Raw genomic sequence first — 17,706 nt, 5'->3', positions numbered from 1 at the left:
GCAGCACAGCGACCTAGTGACAAGCGGTGCGCAACGGCAGAACATGGGCGACGCGCTGGTTGAGCTGACGAGACCTTACCGCAGGCCGAGTACGTCTTGCATGTCAAACAGGCCCGATTTCCTGTTGGCGAGAAAGTGGGCTGCGCGTAGGCTGCCCAGCGCGTATGGCATACGACTGCTCGCCCTATGGCCGATCTCGACGCGCTCCCCGAGGCCGCAGAACATCACCTGGTGATCGCCGACGATGTCACCCCCGCGGATAGTGGCAAAGCCGATGGTCGACCGGTGTCGCTCCCCTGTGACTCCCTGACGCCCATAGACAGCGCATTCGTCAAGGTCCCGGCCGAGCGCTTTCGCCACGACCTCGCCCATGCGGAGCGCCGTTCCGGATGGCGCATCAATCTTGTGCCGGTGGTGCGCCTCGACGATCTCGACGTCGTAACCTTCTCCGAGAATCCGCGAAGCGACGTCAAGCAACTTGAAGACAACGTTGACGCCGACGCTCATGTTCGGCGCGAAGACTACCGGGATGTGTTGCGCCGTAGCAGCAATCACTTCCTTTTCGGCAACGTCAAAGCCGGTGGTGCCGATGACCATTGCCACACCGTGTCGCCGACAGATTTCCAGGTGACTGAGGGTGGCTTCGGGGCGCGTGAAATCAATCAGGCAGGTAGCCTGGGCAATGGCTCCAGCGCAGTCGCTGCTGACCAGGACGCCGCAAGGCGTACCGACCATCTCGCCGGCATCCTTCCCCTGCGCCGCCGCGCCAGGCTGATCGATCGCCGCTACCAACGTTGCGTCGGCGTCTTGTAGGGTCGCTTCGATCAACATACGTCCCATGCGGCCACCAGCGCCGGCGATCGCGATCCTCAAATCGTTCATTTCAGAAGCCCACACTTTCCATCATCTTGCCGAAAAGACCCCGCTCGTCAGGAAGTGGCATGATCGTGCTGCCATCCGCCGGTAATGAGCCCAAGTCTATTTCGCGGTTGCGAGTCTCCGAAACGGCCGTCGTGTCAGTCGGTTGCGCCGGGGCAACATCGCCACTGACTCTGATCAGCTTACCATCAGCATCAAAAAAGACTGAAAACCGGCGCGTTTCGACCTCTCCGGAACGTCCCTTCTGCAGCGAATAGAAGTAATCCCAACGGTTGACGTGAAACATGTCCATCAACACCGGCGTCCCAAGGATGAAGCGAACCTGATCTCTTGAAAGCCCAGGGCGCAATTGTGAGACCATTTCCTGCGTCAGGACGTTTCCCTGCTGAACATCGATACGGTACTCCTTGACGATCCGTGGTACCGTCGAGCAGGCAGAGAACGCGCAGAGGGCAATGGTTGCAATGGCAAATCGCGGAAAGATCATGTTGTGGTCAGATGGTGTCAAGTAGTCAATTGCACGCAAGCTGAATGCGGAGGCTGCGATGGTGAGCGATCGACCGACGGCCCAACAGAAGGCGGTCACCGGTGCATCAAGGTGGCGTCGAAGGTATATCATAACCGAAAACCTTCTCTCGCTTCGTAGCCAACCATGGTAAGCCGATGAGCAACTCTGACGACCTCAAGAGCATGGGGCTGAAAGCCACCATTCCTCGCCTCAAGATCCTTGCCTTGTTCGAGAAATCCGATGTTCGCCATCTCACGGCGGAGGACGTCTACCGATTATTACTCGCCGAAAATCTGGACGTCGGCCTGGCTACCGTGTATCGCGTCCTTACCCAGTTCGAGCAGGCGGGCTTGCTTGAGCGCCATTATTTTGAATCGGGCAAGGCCGTGTTTGAGTTGAGTCCCGGTCAGCACCATGATCACCTGGTTTGTACGGACTGCGGGCGCGTCGAAGAGTTCTACGATGCCGAGATCGAGCGCCGGCAAACCAAAATTGCGAAAGAACGCGGGTTTGTCATTCGGGAGCACGCCCTGTACCTCTATGCTGAATGTGCGAACCCCGAATGCCCTCATCGAGGACGTTCCGCAAGAGTTCTCGGCGAGCGCAACAAGACGCCGTCCTGAACCATGGGCGACAGCGCGGTACGAATGACGTGGCGCGGTGGCGGTCGGGGCCATAACCGATTGGCTGGCGTGCGCCTTGGTGTGGGTTAGCGGGAACATCTCTCGACTCGACCTATCAGGTTGCTAGAATTCCCGGATCAGCATTCCTCCGGGCGGCGGCGTTCCCCGCTCGACTCGCACGGGGAGGATGCCAATGGTTCTCCCGTCCTGAGTTGAGACGATGAATCGCCAGTCGCCAGGCTGTGGGTTCAGTACCCACGAGTAGCCGCGAAAGCCACGTTCTCTGCCACCAGTACTATGAAACCGGTTCCGGTAAACGTGCCGCCAGCTGCCGTCTTCGCGAACCTCCCAGCGGTGTTCAAGGGCCGCCGTGACGCCTAGTGGAGCGAACACTGCCGAAACACCGTACAGATTCTCTCCCGGCATAAGGTGGACAACGGGTGCCTGATCCCGCCAGCACTGCCAGGATGGCGCGCTCTCCACCTTTAGAGCATATCGGCCTCCGTCTTGCAGGAAATCGTGTCCTATCGCCATGTCCTGCCTGACCAGAGGTACCGGTGCGATCATGTCGAGGCTCCAGGCCAGCAACAGTACACCGGCCAATCCCCAAGCGGGGAAGATCATTCCAGGCTTTCCCGGCGCAAGCCGCCACAGACCATGGGTCAATACGACGCCTGAACCAGTGGAAACATAAAACCAGAGGGGATCGAGGCTGCCGATGGCATGCGGCAAGGCAAAATTGAAGAGCAGGATTGCGTTGAGCGCGAACAAAGCCCAAATCAGGGTGAAACGTTGGCCAAGGTGTTTTCCGGCAAATTCGTTGGCGACCAGGAGAATGCCCAGAAACACGGCCATCAGCCAGGTGCCGAGGTGACCTGAGCTCTTGAAGTAGAGAATGAAGAGAGCCGAAAAGATGCCGCCAAAGAAGAACTGGAGCAGCAGATAGGGGGCCTGCCATCTGAACCTGACGAGGTGCCCTCGCCAGCCCTTTTCGGCTGGCGGGGCAGTGAGTTCCCGAGCTTGGCGATGGGCCAACCAGACGGCAAGCACGGCGGCTCCGAGCAGAAAAGCGCCAAGGCGCCAGAAGTCCATGGCTCTTACTCGCTGGCCGATGGTCAGGACATCCCAGACCACACCGGCGAGGAACGCGGCCAGGGGGAGAAGCCGCTGCAGAAAGGTCAATCTGTCGATCAATGCCGCTTGGCGTGTGACGTGTGCATCGATCGACAAGCGAACGGCAAGGGGCTGTCAGAACAGGCAATACGAAAAGCCAAGCTGGCAAAGCCGGCTTGGCTTCTTGTGTGATTGGTCGGGGCGCCGGGATTCGAACTCGGGACCCCTTGCACCCCATGCAAGTGCGCTACCAGGCTGCGCCACGCCCCGACAACGGCGCAATTATAACTGAAAACGGGGCCTCATGGCCGCAGCGTTTCTGCGATGCTCAACAGCTCCACGCGCAGCATCGCCGGAGTCAAGGCCGACGAATTTGCGGCCACCTCTGGCACGGCATCGTCGAGACGGTTGCGAGCGCCGCTGATCGTGAAACCCTGACTGTAAAGAAGCTCCCGGATACGGCGCACCAGCAGAACTTCATGGTGCTGGTAATAACGGCGATTCCCCCGACGTTTGACTGGCCTTAGCTGGGAGAATTCCTGCTCCCAATAGCGCAGGACGTGCGGTTTAACGCCACATAGCTCGCTGACCTCACCAATCGTGAAGTAGCGCTTGGCGGGAATGGCCGGCAAAGGCTCCTGGCCCGGTTCTTTATGACTGACTTCCATCATAAGCGTGCTCCACCTCGGCCTTCAATTTCTGGCTGGCATGAAAAGTAACTACTCGTCGCGCGGTGATCGGTATTTCTTCCCCTGTCTTGGGATTGCGGCCTGGCCGCTGTGGCTTGTCACGCAACTGAAAGTTGCCGAATCCAGAGAGCTTCACGCCGTCACCACGTTCCAGCGCGTTGCGGATTTCTTCGAAAAAGGCCTCGACCATGTCCTTGGCCTCACGCTTGTTGAGACCGACCTTCTCAAACAGCAAGTCCGCAAGTTCTGCTTTGGTCAGCGTCATTTTCCCCCCTCAGACGCGCAGTTTCGCTGCGAATGCCTGCTGTAAGTAAGCCACCAATTGTTGCATGGCGGCGTCGACTTCGGCTTCAAGCAGTGTTTTTTGAGTATCTTGCATCACTATCCGGAAGGCAAGGCTTTTCTTGCCGGCCTCAACCCCGTGCCCGACATAGACGTCAAACAGTCGGATGTCGCGAACGATAGCGGGACAATGAGCGGCAAGTGCATCCAGTAATGGCTTCAGTTCCAGGGCATGATCGACAACGATGGCCAGATCTCGAATGACCGTTGGCTGGCGCGAAACTTCGGTGTAGTGCGGCAGCCTGGCCATGGATACGGGATCAAGGTCGAGTTCGAAAAGAACGGGGGCCAATGGCAATTCATATTTCTGCTGCCACTGTGGATGCAATTCGCCAACAAAGCCAATGGCCTTGCCAGCAACCAGAACCCGCGCACTGCGGCCAGGATGCAGTGCTGGATGTACGGCCTTTACAAAAGTCGCGGCAAGCGGCAGGAGCAGCCGCTCCAGATCACCCTTGACGTCAAAAAAGTCAACGTGACGTGCGGAGCAGCCCCACTGCTCGGGCAGAGCAGTACCGTAGGCGAGAGCGGTGACTTTCCACGGTTGGTGAAATCCGGCCACCGGGCCGCTTTGCGCATCACGGAAGAAGCAACGTCCGGTCTCGAACAGGCGAATACGGTTCTGCTTGCGTCTGAGGTTGCTTGCGACGTTGGCAACCAGGCCTCCGATCAGGGTCGAGCGCATGACGCTCAACTGGCTCGCAATCGGATTGGCGAGCCGGATCGGCCGCTCGTTGCCCGCGAAGTCAGCTTCCCAGGCTTCCTCGACGAAGGCGAAGTTAATCACTTCCTGATAATCGCATTCAGCCAGCAGGTGCCGAATGCGGGACACTGGCCGTGTCTCCTCGGTCTGCGGCAACATCGAAAGTATGGCCCGCGGTGCTGGTGAAGGAACGTTTTCGTAACCATGCAGCCGGACGATTTCCTCGATCAGATCTTCCTCGATTTCGATGTCGAAGCGGTAGCTAGGTGGGGTAACAATGAAGTCCTCCCCTTCACGGAAAAATGGCAGGCCGAGGCGGATGAACAGTTCACCGATGCGTTCGGCGGTCAGCTGCAAACCGAGGATCCTGGAGACGCGGGCGGGACGCACACGAACCGGCCGACGCTCGGGCAGGTTTGACAAGGCCTCGCTCACCGGACCAGCTCGACCGCCACAAATATCAAGGACCAAGCGTGTGGCGCGTTCAAGCGCACGCCGCGTACCGCCGAAGTCGACCCCGCGTTCAAAGCGATGCGACGCGTCCGACACGAAGCCGTACCGACGGGTGCGCCCAGCAATCGCCTTTGGCGCAAAGAAGGCCGACTCAAGGAATACCTCGGTCGTTGCAAGCGTGATACCACTGGCCTCGTCACCCATGATGCCGGCCATCGCGACCGGGCGCTGATCGTCGGCAATCAACAGGACGTCGGTCTGCACTTCCACGGTCTGCTCATTGAGCAGGGTGATCTTTTCCGCTGGCCGGGCCATTCTGGCGTGGACAGCACCTTCGAGCCGGCTATTGTCAAAAGCATGCAGTGGCTGTCCCACTTCAAGCATCACGTAGTTGGTGATATCAACCAGGGCCGAAATCGGGCGGATGCCGCTGCGCGCGAGGCGGCGCTGCATCCAGGCCGGAGTCGTCGCTCTGGCATCAACCCCGGCGATCACCCGGCCACAGTAGCGTGGGCAGGCCTCTGGGGCGTCCAGAACAACTGCTCGCTGGGTGGAAATGGTGACCGCAGCGTCCTCGACATCCAGAAGCCGTGCCGGCGTACCGGTCAACGCAGCGACTTCGCGGGCAACCCCTTCAAGCGAGAGGCAGTCCGCCCGGTTTGGCGTCAGCTTGAGCGTCAACAGACGATCATCGAGGTCGAGATGGCGGCGGATATCCTCACCGACTGGTGCATCAGCCGTCAGCAGGAGCAGACCATCCGAATCTTCCGCAATGCCGAGCTCCCGTGCCGAACAAAGCATCCCAAAAGACTCGACGCCACGGACCTTGCTCACTTTAATCTTGAAGCCGCCGGGCAACTCGGCACCGGGTAGCGCGCACGGGACCTTGATACCGGCTGCGGCATTGGGAGCGCCGCAGACGATCGTCAACGCCTTGCCGGAGCCGACATCCACCCGGCAGACCCTGACGCGATCGGCGTCCGGATGTTTGTCGACGGCGAGCACGTGACCCACGACCACTTTGCTGAAGGCTGGAGCGACCGCTTGCTCCTCCTCCACTTCAAGGCCGGCCATGGTCAAGAGATGCGAGAAGTCACGACCCGAGCAGACGGGATCGACGAAGCTGCGAAGCCAGGATTCAGAGAATTTCATGACCGATCAATGTCAGAGGACAGCACTTTCATGCGAACTGCCGCAGGAAGCGCAGATCACCATCGAAGAACAGGCGCAAGTCATTGACTCCATAACGCAGCATTGTGAGCCGGTCCGGGCCCATGCCAAAGGCGAAGCCGCTGTACTTCTCGGGGTCAATGTGTACATGGCGCAGGACGTTCGGATGAACCATGCCGCAGCCGGCAATCTCGAGCCAGCGACCCTTCAGGGCGCCGCTCGTGAAAGCCATGTCGATCTCGGCCGAGGGTTCCGTAAATGGAAAGAATGACGGACGGAAACGTACCTGCAGGTCATCGCTCTCGAAAAAGCGGCGGAGGAAATCTCCGATCACGCCCTTGAGGTCGGCAAAGCTCACGTTCTCGCCGATCCACAGCCCCTCTACCTGATGAAACATCGGAGAATGCGTCGCGTCGGAGTCAACGCGATAGACTCGTCCCGGCGCAATGACCCGGATCTCCGGCATGGTTGCCAGGTCAGAATGGCGGGCGACATGCGCCTGCATGTAGCGCACCTGAATCGGGCTGGTATGAGTCCGCAGTAACACGCCATCGGCGACCCCGCCCGACTCGTTCTGCAGATAGAAGGTGTCGTGCATCGACCGTGCGGGGTGATCCTCGGGCGTGTTCAGTGCCGTGAAATTCTGGAAGTCGGCTTCGATCTCTGGGCCATCGGCGACTTCGAAACCAATCGAATGGAACAGTGCCTCAATGCGCTCGAGCGTGCGCGTCACGGGATGCAGACCGCCACGCGACTGACCGCGGCCGGGCAGCGTCACATCGAGCGCCTCCTCGGCCAGCCTGGCTGCCAGCGCCATCTCCCGAATCGCCTCGCGCCGAAGGTTGAGAGCCGACTCGACAGCATCCTTGGCGCGATTGATGGCCGCGCCCGCGGCTCTTCGCTCGTCAGGCGGCAGCTTTGCCATACCCTTGAGCAATTCAGTGATCCGGCCGCTCTTGCCAAGATAAATGGCTTTGATTTGCTCAAGTGCGTCCGGATCGTCGGTCGCCGCAAAGGCAGCCGACGCTGCCTGGACTATTTGATCGAGGTTGTGCATGGTTCACCGAAAAGAAGGAGGCTCGCGCCTCCTTCTTTGAGACTCCTCTAGCCTACGCGTCGAGCTGGGCCTTGGCCTGCAGGGCGAGAGCAGCAAAAGCCGGTTTGTCGAAAACGGCCAGATCTGCCAGTACCTTGCGGTCGACCTCGATCTGCGCTTTGCTGAGCCCGTTCATGAAAGTGCTGTACTTCATCCCGAGTTCCCTGGCCGCCGCGTTGATACGGGCTATCCAGAGACTGCGGAACTGGCGTTTGCGTTGGCGACGGTCGCGGTAAGCGTACTGCCCGGCCTTCATGACCGCCTGCTTGGCGACACGGTATACGTTGTTGCGGCGGCCGCGGTAACCTTTGGCCAGGGCGAGAATTTTCTTGTGGCGCGCGTGCGCGGTTACACCACGTTTGACTCGGGGCATCGTCTATCTCCTCAAGCGTAAGGCATCATGGCACGAACCATGGCCTTGTCAGCGTCGTGCACCGCCGTCATGCCGCGTAACTGGCGCTTGGTCTTGGTGTCCTTCTTGGTCAGAATGTGGCGCTTGTAGGCGTGCGAGCGCTTGATCCGTCCGCTCGGACTGATCTTGAAGCGCTTTTTTGCTCCAGTCTTGGTCTTCATCTTGGGCATTGAATGCTCCTGCTTATAAACATGTTGCCAGGTGTCTCCCGACGGGAGCCCTTCGAACCCGGCACCACTTGTATTTGCTGCGAGGACTTAAATCGCAGACTACTCTTGCTACTTTTTCTTGCTTGGGGTGAGCACCATGACCATCTGGCGGCCTTCCATTTTCGGCATCTGCTCAACCAAGGCCAGTTCCTGCAGGTCAGCCTTGATGCGCTCGATCTGGCGCATGCCGATATCCTGATGTGCCATTTCTCGACCACGGAAGCGCAGGGTAACCTTGACTTTGTCCTCCTCTTCGAGGAAACGCGTCATGTTGCGCAGCTTGATCTGATAGTCATTTTCGTCGGTACCCGGCCGAAACTTGACTTCTTTTACCTGCACCTGTTTTTGCTTGAGCTTTTGCTCATGCTGGCGTTTCTGTTCCTGGTACTTGAACTTGCCGAAATCGACGATGCGGCAGACCGGCGGCTGGGCCATGGGGGCAATCTCGACTAGGTCGACTCCCGCTTCCTCGGCTAGCGCCAATGCTGCCCTGACACTCATGACTCCCAGTTGCTCGCCATCCAACCCGACGAGCCGAACTTCCGGTGCGTTGATTTCTTCGTTAACGCGTTGCGCCTTTTGCAGTGCGATGGGTCCGCTCCTTGTTTCGACAAAAATTAAGCCGTGCCACTTCGCGCCGCAATTTCTTCAAGAAGTCGCCTGGTCAGAGCCTCAACGGACATCTGTCCCAGGTCCCGACCACCGCGTGTGCGCACGGCCACCAGATTGGCTGCCACTTCCTTATCCCCGACGACAATCTGATATGGCAGCTTGCTCAAGCTATGTTCTCGTATTTTATAGGTAATTTTTTCGTTGCGCAAATCTGCCTCGACCCGTAGGCCAGCCGCGCGCAGTGTTGCCACTACCTGTTCCGCGTATTCACCCTGCTTCTCGGAAATATTCAGCACCACAGCCTGGATCGGCGAGAGCCACAAGGGCATTGCTCCGGCATAATGTTCAATGAGAATGCCGATGAAACGTTCCAGCGAACCGAGGATCGCCCGGTGCAACATCACCGGGACGTGGCGTTCGTTGTCTTCGCCGACGTAGTGCGCGTCGAGACGCTGCGGCAGCGCAAAATCAAGCTGCAAGGTGCCACACTGCCAGACCCGCCCAAGGCAGTCCTTGAGCGAGAATTCGATCTTGGGCCCGTAAAAGGCGCCTTCGCCTGGTTGCAGATCATAGACCAGACCCTTGGCCGCGAGGGCGTCCGCCAGAGCCGCTTCAGCCTTGTCCCAGACCTCAGCCGAACCGATGCGCTTGTCCGGGCGCGTGGACAGCTTGACCAGGATCTCGGCAAACCCGAAATCGGCATAGATCTGTTGCAGGAGATCGATAAAGGCTGCAGTTTCCGGCAGGATCTGCGCTTCCGTACAAAAGATGTGTGCGTCATCCTGGACGAAGGCGCGCACACGCATGATGCCGTGTAAGGCTCCGGAAGGCTCGTTGCGGTGACATGAACCAAATTCCGCCAGGCGCAAAGGCAAGTCGCGATAGCTGCGCAGGCCCTGATTGAAGATCTGGATGTGGCCCGGGCAGTTCATCGGCTTGATTGCGTAATCGCGGTTTTCGGAAGCCGTGGTGAACATATGTTCCGCATAATTCTGCCAATGGCCGGAGCGCTCCCACAGTGAGCGGTCCATGATCATCGGCGTCTTCACTTCACAGTAGCCGTTGTCGCCAAGTACGTGACGCAGGTATTGCTCGACTTCCTGCCAGATTGTCCATCCCTTCGGGTGCCAGAAAACCATTCCGGGTGCTTCATCCTGAAGATGGAAGAGATCCAGTTGTCGACCAAGCTTGCGGTGGTCGCGCTTCTCGGCCTCCTCAAGCATGTGCAGGTAGGACTCCTGGTCTTCCCTCCTGGTCCAAGCCGTCCCGTAAATGCGCTGTAGTTGCTCGTTGCGATGGTCGCCCCGCCAGTAGGCTCCAGCCAGCTTCATCAGCTTGAACACCTTCAGTTTGCCCGTCGACGGCACATGCGGGCCACGACAGAGGTCGACGAACGCACCTTCGCGATAGAGCGAAACTTCCTGACCCTGCGGAATGGCGTCGATCAGTTCAGCCTTGTAATGCTCGCCGATCGACTTGAAGAAAGCCACGGCATCGTCCCGCTGCCACACCTCCCGCTGCACGGGCAGATCGCGCTGTGCCAGTTCAGCCATGCGCTTTTCTATCGCCGACAGGTCTTCGAGGGTGAACGGGCGTTCATAAGCGAAATCGTAGTAGAAGCCGTTCTCGACTACTGGCCCGATCGTTACCTGGGCCGCCGGGAAGAGTTCCTTGACCGCGTAAGCCATCAGGTGCGCGGTCGAATGCCGGATGATTTCCAGGCCCTCGGGATCCTTCTCGGTGATGATGCCGAGAGTAGTGTCGGTTGCGATACTGAAGGAGGTGTCGACCAGACGACCATCGACCTTGCCCGCGAGAGCAGCGCGCGCCAGACCGGCGCCGATGCTCTGCGCCACCTCGGCAACCGTCACTGGTTGCGCGAACTCCCTTTGCGAACCGTCAGGCAGTGTGACAACCGGCATATTGCAACCTCAGCAAGAAAATGGAAAAGCCAGAGGTCGGCTCTGGCTTGTGAGTAGCTGGCAGGTAAGCCCTGCTTTGCGAGCCGGCCTGACCCAAAATCCGGCAGGTGTCGGGACTGGGCGTACATTCGTCATCGTCTGAGCCCTGTCCAACAAAGTCGGCATTGACGGTGCCCGCAAGACTGGCAGAACTATCTGCGTATCGGTCAATTCTAGCACAGCGAACGGTCCGAACGGTCGCTGCCAACAAACGCTGTCAGAGGTGAAGTCCCCCGCAACCTGCTCGGCCGGGCGACCGGGTAGACCACCGCCGGGCATGAAATCTTTGTGCATCGACGACGATCGGAGCATCGCCCGGCTTCCCTTGGACTTGCCGATCATCCCTTCTGCCCAGACCTTGCTTTTCATCCGGGAAGCGGGGCAAAGAGGGCGGCGATGTCATCGCTGCCGAACTTGGCGTCGACTCCCTGGTCGGCGGAAAGAATGCGTGCGGCAAGTTCAGCCTTACGTTCCTGGAGGGCGAGAATCTTCTCCTCTATGCTGCCGGCAACGATCAGCTTGTAGACAAAAACCGGTTTGTCCTGGCCGAGGCGATGGGCGCGGTCGGTAGCCTGGTTTTCAGCTGCCGGGTTCCACCACGGATCATAGTGGATCACGGTGTCTGCTGCGGTCAGATTCAGTCCGACGCCCCCAGCCCTGAGGCTGATCAGGAAGATGGATACCTCCCCCGCCTGAAAGCGGCGAACCTGCTCCTCACGGTCTTTGGTCTCGCCCGTGAGGATCACATAGTCGAGACCAGCAAGCTTCAGCTCTTTTTCGATCAGGGCCAGCATGCTGGTGAACTGGGAGAACAGCAGGATCCGGCGACCCTCCTCGACCTGCTCCGGCAGCATGGTCATCAGCAGATCGAGCTTGGCTCGTTCCTTGATCTTCTGGGCCGACTTGGCTTTGACCAGGCGTGGGTCGCAGCAGACCTGCCGCAGTTTCAGAAGGGCGTCGAGGATGACGATCTGACTCCGGTTGAAACCTCTACTGGCAATCTCCTCCCGCACCTTCTCGTCCATTGCGACACGCACGGTTTCGTACAGATCGCGCTGGCCGCCGACCAGTTCGACTTTGCGCACGATGATGGTTTTCGGGGGCAGTTCTCGCGCCACCTCTTCCTTCTTGCGGCGCAGGATGAAGGGGCGGACACGGCGGGCGAGCAGATCGCGCCGGTTGGTGTCACCCTGTTTTTCGATCGGCGTCCGCCAGTACTTGGTAAAGGTCTGGTTGTTGCCCAGGAATCCCGGGAGCAGGAAATCGAATTGACTCCAGAGCTCGCCGAGGTGGTTTTCCAGCGGTGTCCCGGTGAGGCACAGACGATGTCGGGCCGCAATCTTGCGCACCACTTCGGCGCCCTGGCTGCGTGCGTTCTTCACCGTTTGTGCTTCATCGAGAATCAGCAGGTGGTAGCTATGCCGCGTCAGTTCGGCGGCATCGCGCCAGAGCAGGGGGTAGGTGGTCAACACCACGTCGTGCCGCGTGATCTCGGCAAACCGGGTCTTGCGCTCCGGGCCGTGCAGCGAAAGAATCGACAGACCGGGCGCGAAACGCGCCGCCTCGTTCTTCCAGTTGAAAATCAGGGAGGTTGGCAGGACGATCAGAGCTGGACGATCAAGCCGCCCAGCTTCCTTTTCAAGCAGCAGATGCGCCAGTGTCTGGGCGGTCTTGCCCAGGCCCATGTCGTCGGCCAGAATGCCGGCGAGATTCTGCTCGCGCAGGAATTGCAGCCAGGCCAGGCCTTCGGTCTGGTAGTGGCGTAATTCAAGCCCCAGCCCGGCGGGCGGATCGATGTGGCTGATTCCCTGTGCTGCGGTCAGTTGGTCGGCAAGCGCCAGCACGTCACTCTGGCCCCTGAACTGCCAGCGACTGTGATCGTTGAGTTCCGCCAGGCGCGGCGCGTCGAAGCGTGAAAGACGCAGGCTGTTGCCGCCTGGAAAGCCGTCGAAGAGATCAATCAGTGTCGCCGCCAGCGGTTTCAAACGCCAGGCTGGGGCGCGAATTCTCAGGCTGGAGGGCGTGACCAGCTCGATCATCTCGTCGTCTGCGACTTGCGCCAGCAAGCCGGCATCAAGCCAGCGGCCATCACGCCGGAACAGGGCGGCGAGTAAGGGTGCCAGCGGCAGACGTTGCCCTTCGACGATGATTCCCATGTCGAGGTCGAACCAACCGCTCTCCGACTCGACAAGGTCAGCATCCCAGGCCTCGACCTCCAGCACCCGGTGGCGAAAATCGTCAGCAAACTCGACCTGCCAGCCCGCGCTGTGCAGGTATTCCAGCTCATCGCGCATAAAAGCCGGCCACATGCTTTCCAACGCCAGACCATAGGCGTTGTCCGGCGGCCGGCCAAAGGTGTGCAGCACGTAGCCCGGAATCTTTTCCAGACCAGAGCTGGTCAGCTCGTCCATCAACCGTTGTTCGACAGCATGCTGACGTTCGATGCGGACCATCTCGCCACCAGCCAGAACCGAGAAGCCGCGCGTGTCGTCAGGGATGACCTCGACATCAGCATAGCGAAAAACCGGCAAGGCGACGTCGAAAGGCCCGCCGCCATAGCTGGCCAGGTAGTCCCGCCAACTTCGATTCCCGTGCGTCTGCAGCGTCTGCAGGCGGAGTAGCGGAACCGGCTCAGCCACGATACTGCGCATGCTGGCGCTGGCATGTTCCGCGTCGATGGGCAACTCCTGTGCCGGTTCGGCCAGCGCTTCGCCAACCAGTGCTGCAGCGGTCGCTGAAAGCGGCGGCAGCGAGAACAGGCGCGCGACCACCGCCGGATTGCCTCGCACCTGCAACGGACCGATCAGACGCTTTTCAAGATCGACGAACCACGGTACCTGCAGCGGGATCACCAGGCTGGCTGCAGGCTCCGGTACCAGAGTCGCTTGCTGGCGCCCTTCGCTGTGCGCCTGCCATCGGACCCTGGCCGGGCGCGCCGGCGACAGCATGAGCACCGAGAAGTCGTCCTTGCGACACAGTCGGCCACTTTGTGCCATGAGCTGCAGCGCCTCGCCACCGTGCTGCGGTCCCAGACCAAAGACACGCAGGCCGGTGTCAAAAGAACGCTCAGCCCACAGCAGGCGCAGAATCGCGCGATCCTCATCGCTTACGAAGCGCGGTGGTTTGCTCAGCGCGCGATCGATGGACCACAACTCGTCGGCACTTTCCGGATCGCGGCCCTTGTTTACAGTGACGCCAAAGCCCCGTGCATCGGACGTCCAGTGCAGCAGGTAAAAGAGCTGCTGCCGGTTGGCCGCAGGATTGCGGTCTTTCTTGCTGACCGCCATCGCCACGCGCCGCAATTCTTCCGTCCAGGAAAGCATGCCGGGCTCCGCCTTGTCCACAGGTTCCGGATCCTCGATTGGGTTATGCAGCATCAATGCCCCGGCGGCAGCCAGCAGCAGGTTGCAGCCACATCAAGGGTCGACGGGGCGAACTGATCGGAAACGTTCTCAAGGTATGGATTCGCTTCAGAGCAGTCATCGCCAGCCCGCCTTCCGGCAGCGCGGGTTGGGGCACCTGGAGCGCGCACGGTCGAATAGCACAATACACGGCGGCGAATTCCGGCAAGGATGCTGCACGACGCCAATCCTTTCGGCCATCGTTCGGGTCACTCGCGAAAATTGCCGTACTTGATCGGGAAGTCGCTAATTGCCTTGGTCACGGTCGCGATGCAGGTTTGTAGCTCATCACGCTTGGCCCCGCTGACACGAACCGCGTCACCCTGGATCGAGGCCTGAACCTTCAGCTTAGAATCCTTGATCAGCTTGACGATTTTTTTTGCCAGTTCGGTCTCGATGCCGATCCGGATTTTCAGTTCCTGCTTGACCTTGTTGCCCGAGACGCGCTGCACCGGTTGATCCTCCAGCCGCTTGGTACTTTCCTTCTCCTTCTTCTCCATCGCAGGAAAGAGGAGATCCTTGATCTGTCCGAGCTGGAAATCGGAGTCGCCGTAGAGAGTGATGAGGTTGTCCTTCTCGTTCAATTCCACCTTGGCGCTGGTACCCTTGAAGTCGTAACGATTGTCGATGGCCCGTCTGGTCACGTCTATCGCGTTGTGCAATGCAGCCATGTCGGCTTCTGAAGAAAAATCGAATGAAGGCATGTGGCGTTCCGGTCGAGGGTTCAGTTGGAAAGAGTGCTCTGATCACGCTGGCGTGGCCAGCGCGAGGAACAATCAACCCGATCTAGCCGAAGTGGCAGACGTAGTGATACGCCTCATCGCAGGCAATCTCGAACGATGAATTGGCGGGCACCGCAAAGGATTGGCCGGTACCGTAGGCCGTCCAATCGCTCTCGCCCTTGAGGCGAACGCGGCAACTGCCGCCCACCCCCTCCATCACTTCCGGCGCGCCGGTGGTAAAAGTCAGCGTTGACGGCAGGACGACGCCAAGCGTTTTCCGGCTGCCGTCGGTGAACACTATGGTGTGGCTGACACACTTGCCATCGAAGTATACATTGGCCTGCTTGACGACGCTGACCTGATCAAATTGCGACATGGTTTTACATTCCCCAGATTTTCTCGATGATTGTCTTGGCGATGAAGCCGAGCATGCCGAAGGACAAAACGAAAAACAGTATGATCGTGCCGGTCTTGCCCGCCTTCGACTTCCAGGCAATTTCACCGATGATGAACAGCATGAACAGCATGAAGGCACCGATCCCGAAGGTCATGCCAAATTCCGAAATCTGCTCTTCCGTCAGCCCGAACATTGACGGCCCATTTCTCTCTCAGCTCTTGCGGCTGGCAAGATTCGCCGCAATCCGCATGCGTAGCGCGTTGAGTTTGATGAAGCCGGCGGCATCCTTGTGGTCATAGGCTCCGGCATCGTCTTCAAAGGTGGCAATGGTCGAGTCGAACAGTGAATCGGTCTTTGAATCACGGCCGACGACAATCACATTTCCTTTGTAGAGCTTGACTCGCACCCAGCCGTTGACCGACTGCTGGGTGTGGTCGATCAGTGTCTGCAGCGCACGACGCTCAGGGCTCCACCAGTAGCCGTTGTAGATCAGGCTGGCGTAACGCGGCATCAGGTCGTCCTTGAGATGGGCGACCTCGCGATCGAGAGTGATCGATTCGATCGCCCGGTGGGCGGGCAGCAGAATGGTGCCGCCGGGCGTTTCGTAGCAGCCGCGCGACTTCATGCCCACGTAGCGGTTCTCGACCAAGTCGATGCGACCGATGCCGTGCTTTCCGCCCAACTGGTTGAGCAGCGCCAGCAACTCATCTGCCGGCATGCGCTGGCCATTGATCGCCACCAGGTCGCCACGCTCGAATTGCATGTCGACATACTCGGCGGCATCGGGTGCCGCCTCTGGCGAAACCGTCCAGCGCCACATCGATTCCTCGGCCTCGGCGGCGGGGTCTTCGAGGTGACGACCTTCGTAGCTGATGTGCAGCAGGTTGGCGTCCATCGAATAGGGTGAGCCACCTTGCCGGTGCTTCATTTCGACCGGGATGTCGTGTCGCTCGGCATAAGCCAGCAGCTTCTCGCGCGACAGCAGGTCCCACTCGCGCCAGGGGGCAATGATCCGGATATCCGGCCGCAGCGCGTAGGCGCCGAGTTCGAAGCGGACTTGGTCGTTGCCTTTGCCAGTCGCACCGTGCGCAACAGCATCAGCACCGGTCAGGTTGGCAATCTCGATCATTCGTTTGGCGATCAGCGGTCTGGCAATCGAGGTGCCGAGCAGATACTCGCCCTCGTAAAGCGTGTTGGCCCGGAACATTGGGAACACGAAGTCGCGCACGAATTCCTCGCGCAGATCCTCAATGTAGATGTTATCGGGGGTAATGCCGAGCTTGAGCGCTTTCGGACGTGCTGCCTCAAGTTCGTCGCCTTGGCCAAGGTCAGCGGTGAAGGTTACCACCTCGCACCCATAGGTATCCTGCAGCCACTTCAGGATCACTGAGGTGTCGAGACCGCCTGAATAGGCAAGAACAGCTTTCTTGATGTCACTCATGGCATTTCCTTGCTCGAATTTGACTTGGAGCCAGACCGGGAAGGCGGCCCCGACACCTCGACGCAGCCCAGCAGCAGGTACTCGAGCAGCGCCTTCTGCGTGTGCATGCGGTTTTCGGCCTCGTCCCAGATCACACTTTGCGGGCCATCGATGACCGCTGCCGAGACTTCCTCGCCGCGATGGACTGGCAGGCAGTGCATGAAGAGTGCCTCTGGACGGGCGATTCGCATCATCTCGCTGTCGACCTGCCAGTCCGCAAAATCGCGCCTCCGCTCTTCATTTTCGGCCTCGAAACCCATCGAGGTCCACACGTCGGTCGTCACCAGATCGGCTTCGCGGGCAGCATCCATTGGGTCCGAAAACTGTTCGAAGTGGCCCGTCCCATGCAGTCCGGCGCGTCCGGCTTCCACTTCATAACCCGGCGGCGTCGACACCTGAATCTTGAAATCGAGCACCTCGGCGGCCTGCAGCCAGGTGTTGCAGACGTTGTTCGAATCGCCGATCCAGGCGACCGTCTTTCCCTGAATCGGGCCGCGATGCTCGATGAAGGTGAAAATATCAGCCACGATTTGGCAGGGGTGGTACTCGTTGGTCAGGCCATTGATGACCGGCACGCGCGAATGGGCCGCAAAGCGCTCGATGATCGCCTGCTCGAAGGTTCTGATCATCACCACGTCGCTCATGCGCGAGATCACCTGCGCCGCATCCTCGACCGACTCGCCGCGCTGCAACTGTGAGTCGCGACTGTTGAGGTAGATCGCCGAGCCGCCAAGTTGCTGCATGCCGGCCTCGAAAGAGAGGCGGGTACGCGTGCTGGCCTTCTCGAAAATCATCACCAGCGTGCGATCGCACAGTGGCCAGTATTTGCGGTAGGCCTTGAACTGCGTCTTGATCCAGCGCGAGCGTGCGAAGAGGTGGTCGAACTCCGCACGCGAGAAGTCCTTGAACTGCAGAAAGTGTTTTACGCTGTCCATG

The 17,706-nt window shown here is 59.5% G+C and carries 18 protein-coding genes and 1 tRNA gene; 1 reads left to right on the top strand and 18 read right to left on the bottom strand.

Annotated elements, in window-relative coordinates:
* Positions 1–75: 75 nt before the first annotated feature.
* Positions 76–882 (bottom strand): 4-hydroxy-tetrahydrodipicolinate reductase, encoded by an 807-nt coding sequence (dapB, locus tag V5B44_RS24880; protein WP_332361863.1) that lies wholly within the window; start codon positions 880–882, stop codon positions 76–78.
* A 1-nt stretch (position 883) separates the two neighbouring features.
* Positions 884–1,465 (bottom strand): outer membrane protein assembly factor BamE, encoded by a 582-nt coding sequence (locus tag V5B44_RS24875; protein WP_332361861.1) that lies wholly within the window; start codon positions 1,463–1,465, stop codon positions 884–886.
* Between the two features lie 77 nt (positions 1,466–1,542).
* Here V5B44_RS24875 and fur point away from each other — a divergent pair, with 77 nt between their 5' ends.
* A complete protein-coding gene (gene fur / locus V5B44_RS24870) occupies positions 1,543–2,010 on the top strand; it encodes a ferric iron uptake transcriptional regulator (RefSeq protein WP_332361859.1) in 468 nt (155 codons plus the stop codon).
* 123 nt (positions 2,011–2,133) lie between these two features.
* Here the strand turns inward: fur and V5B44_RS24865 are convergent, their stop codons facing one another.
* The 16 genes from V5B44_RS24865 to argF all read right to left on the bottom strand — a co-directional run bounded on the left by V5B44_RS24865 (position 2,134) and on the right by argF (position 17,705).
* Entirely contained in the window at positions 2,134–3,204 is a 1,071-nt protein-coding gene (locus tag V5B44_RS24865; RefSeq protein WP_332361856.1) for a DUF2914 domain-containing protein, read from the bottom strand.
* Positions 3,205–3,316: 112 nt separating this feature from the next.
* Positions 3,317–3,393: transfer RNA gene (locus V5B44_RS24860), tRNA-Pro, on the bottom strand.
* A gap of 32 nt (positions 3,394–3,425) precedes the next feature.
* Positions 3,426–3,791, bottom strand: coding sequence for a MerR family transcriptional regulator (locus tag V5B44_RS24855; protein WP_332361996.1), 366 nt, complete (start codon positions 3,789–3,791; stop codon positions 3,426–3,428).
* Complete coding sequence (locus tag V5B44_RS24850) at positions 3,775–4,077, bottom strand: integration host factor subunit alpha (protein WP_034915708.1); 303 nt, start codon at positions 4,075–4,077, stop codon at positions 3,775–3,777. The genes V5B44_RS24855 and V5B44_RS24850 overlap by 17 nt, the downstream gene beginning before the upstream one ends.
* A gap of 9 nt (positions 4,078–4,086) precedes the next feature.
* Positions 4,087–6,462: a phenylalanine--tRNA ligase subunit beta gene (gene pheT / locus V5B44_RS24845; RefSeq protein WP_332361854.1), complete on the bottom strand. Its 2,376-nt coding sequence runs from the start codon at positions 6,460–6,462 to the stop codon at positions 4,087–4,089.
* Between the two features lie 28 nt (positions 6,463–6,490).
* A complete protein-coding gene (gene pheS / locus V5B44_RS24840; protein WP_332361852.1) occupies positions 6,491–7,537 on the bottom strand; it encodes a phenylalanine--tRNA ligase subunit alpha in 1,047 nt (348 codons plus the stop codon).
* Between the two features lie 52 nt (positions 7,538–7,589).
* Entirely contained in the window at positions 7,590–7,949 is a 360-nt protein-coding gene (rplT, locus tag V5B44_RS24835) for a 50S ribosomal protein L20 (RefSeq protein WP_332361850.1), read from the bottom strand.
* An 11-nt stretch (positions 7,950–7,960) separates the two neighbouring features.
* Positions 7,961–8,158 carry a 50S ribosomal protein L35 gene (gene rpmI / locus V5B44_RS24830; protein ID WP_332361848.1) on the bottom strand — a complete coding sequence of 66 codons (198 nt, stop codon included), beginning with the start codon at positions 8,156–8,158 and terminating at the stop codon, positions 7,961–7,963.
* A gap of 108 nt (positions 8,159–8,266) precedes the next feature.
* The gene (gene infC / locus V5B44_RS24825) at positions 8,267–8,788 is read right to left on the bottom strand and encodes a translation initiation factor IF-3 (RefSeq protein ID WP_332330693.1); all 522 of its coding nucleotides are present in this window, start codon (positions 8,786–8,788) and stop codon (positions 8,267–8,269) included.
* Positions 8,789–8,814: 26 nt separating this feature from the next.
* Complete coding sequence (gene thrS, locus V5B44_RS24820; protein ID WP_332361846.1) at positions 8,815–10,731, bottom strand: threonine--tRNA ligase; 1,917 nt, start codon at positions 10,729–10,731, stop codon at positions 8,815–8,817.
* A 404-nt stretch (positions 10,732–11,135) separates the two neighbouring features.
* The gene (locus V5B44_RS24815) at positions 11,136–14,093 is read right to left on the bottom strand and encodes a DEAD/DEAH box helicase (RefSeq protein WP_332361844.1); all 2,958 of its coding nucleotides are present in this window, start codon (positions 14,091–14,093) and stop codon (positions 11,136–11,138) included.
* Between the two features lie 287 nt (positions 14,094–14,380).
* Entirely contained in the window at positions 14,381–14,875 is a 495-nt protein-coding gene (locus V5B44_RS24810) for a YajQ family cyclic di-GMP-binding protein (RefSeq protein ID WP_332361842.1), read from the bottom strand.
* A gap of 82 nt (positions 14,876–14,957) precedes the next feature.
* Positions 14,958–15,269, bottom strand: coding sequence for a pyrimidine/purine nucleoside phosphorylase (locus V5B44_RS24805; protein ID WP_332361840.1), 312 nt, complete (start codon positions 15,267–15,269; stop codon positions 14,958–14,960).
* A gap of 4 nt (positions 15,270–15,273) precedes the next feature.
* Positions 15,274–15,483 (bottom strand): DUF2788 domain-containing protein, encoded by a 210-nt coding sequence (locus tag V5B44_RS24800; RefSeq protein WP_332361838.1) that lies wholly within the window; start codon positions 15,481–15,483, stop codon positions 15,274–15,276.
* An 18-nt stretch (positions 15,484–15,501) separates the two neighbouring features.
* On the bottom strand, positions 15,502–16,731 hold the full coding sequence (locus V5B44_RS24795; protein WP_332361836.1) for an argininosuccinate synthase: 1,230 nt from the start codon (positions 16,729–16,731) through the stop codon (positions 15,502–15,504).
* Complete coding sequence (argF, locus tag V5B44_RS24790) at positions 16,728–17,705, bottom strand: ornithine carbamoyltransferase (RefSeq protein ID WP_332361834.1); 978 nt, start codon at positions 17,703–17,705, stop codon at positions 16,728–16,730. Before argF ends, V5B44_RS24795 begins: the two co-directional genes overlap by 4 nt.
* Between the last annotated feature and the right edge of the window lies 1 nt (position 17,706).

Source organism: Candidatus Accumulibacter necessarius (assembly GCF_036625085.1).
Note: the sequence above shows the minus strand (reverse complement) of the source record. Positions and strands in the feature narration are given on the sequence as shown.

Excerpts from the sequence above, each read along its gene's own strand:
- rpmI (WP_332361848.1), bottom strand. The coding sequence starts at position 8,158 with ATGCCCAAGATGAAGACCAAGACTGGAGCAAAAAAGCGCTTCAAGATC.
- argF (WP_332361834.1), bottom strand. The coding sequence starts at position 17,705 with ATGGACAGCGTAAAACACTTTCTGCAGTTCAAGGACTTCTCGCGTGCG.
- V5B44_RS24810 (WP_332361842.1), bottom strand. The coding sequence starts at position 14,875 with ATGCCTTCATTCGATTTTTCTTCAGAAGCCGACATGGCTGCATTGCAC.
- fur (WP_332361859.1), top strand. The coding sequence starts at position 1,543 with ATGAGCAACTCTGACGACCTCAAGAGCATGGGGCTGAAAGCCACCATT.
- V5B44_RS24850 (WP_034915708.1), bottom strand. The coding sequence starts at position 4,077 with ATGACGCTGACCAAAGCAGAACTTGCGGACTTGCTGTTTGAGAAGGTC.
- pheT (WP_332361854.1), bottom strand. The coding sequence starts at position 6,462 with ATGAAATTCTCTGAATCCTGGCTTCGCAGCTTCGTCGATCCCGTCTGC.
- dapB (WP_332361863.1), bottom strand. The coding sequence starts at position 882 with ATGAACGATTTGAGGATCGCGATCGCCGGCGCTGGTGGCCGCATGGGA.
- V5B44_RS24795 (WP_332361836.1), bottom strand. The coding sequence starts at position 16,731 with ATGAGTGACATCAAGAAAGCTGTTCTTGCCTATTCAGGCGGTCTCGAC.
- V5B44_RS24855 (WP_332361996.1), bottom strand. The coding sequence starts at position 3,791 with ATGGAAGTCAGTCATAAAGAACCGGGCCAGGAGCCTTTGCCGGCCATT.
- V5B44_RS24805 (WP_332361840.1), bottom strand. The coding sequence starts at position 15,269 with ATGTCGCAATTTGATCAGGTCAGCGTCGTCAAGCAGGCCAATGTATAC.
- V5B44_RS24815 (WP_332361844.1), bottom strand. The coding sequence starts at position 14,093 with ATGCTTTCCTGGACGGAAGAATTGCGGCGCGTGGCGATGGCGGTCAGC.
- rplT (WP_332361850.1), bottom strand. The coding sequence starts at position 7,949 with ATGCCCCGAGTCAAACGTGGTGTAACCGCGCACGCGCGCCACAAGAAA.
- V5B44_RS24800 (WP_332361838.1), bottom strand. The coding sequence starts at position 15,483 with ATGTTCGGGCTGACGGAAGAGCAGATTTCGGAATTTGGCATGACCTTC.
- pheS (WP_332361852.1), bottom strand. The coding sequence starts at position 7,537 with ATGCACAACCTCGATCAAATAGTCCAGGCAGCGTCGGCTGCCTTTGCG.
- thrS (WP_332361846.1), bottom strand. The coding sequence starts at position 10,731 with ATGCCGGTTGTCACACTGCCTGACGGTTCGCAAAGGGAGTTCGCGCAA.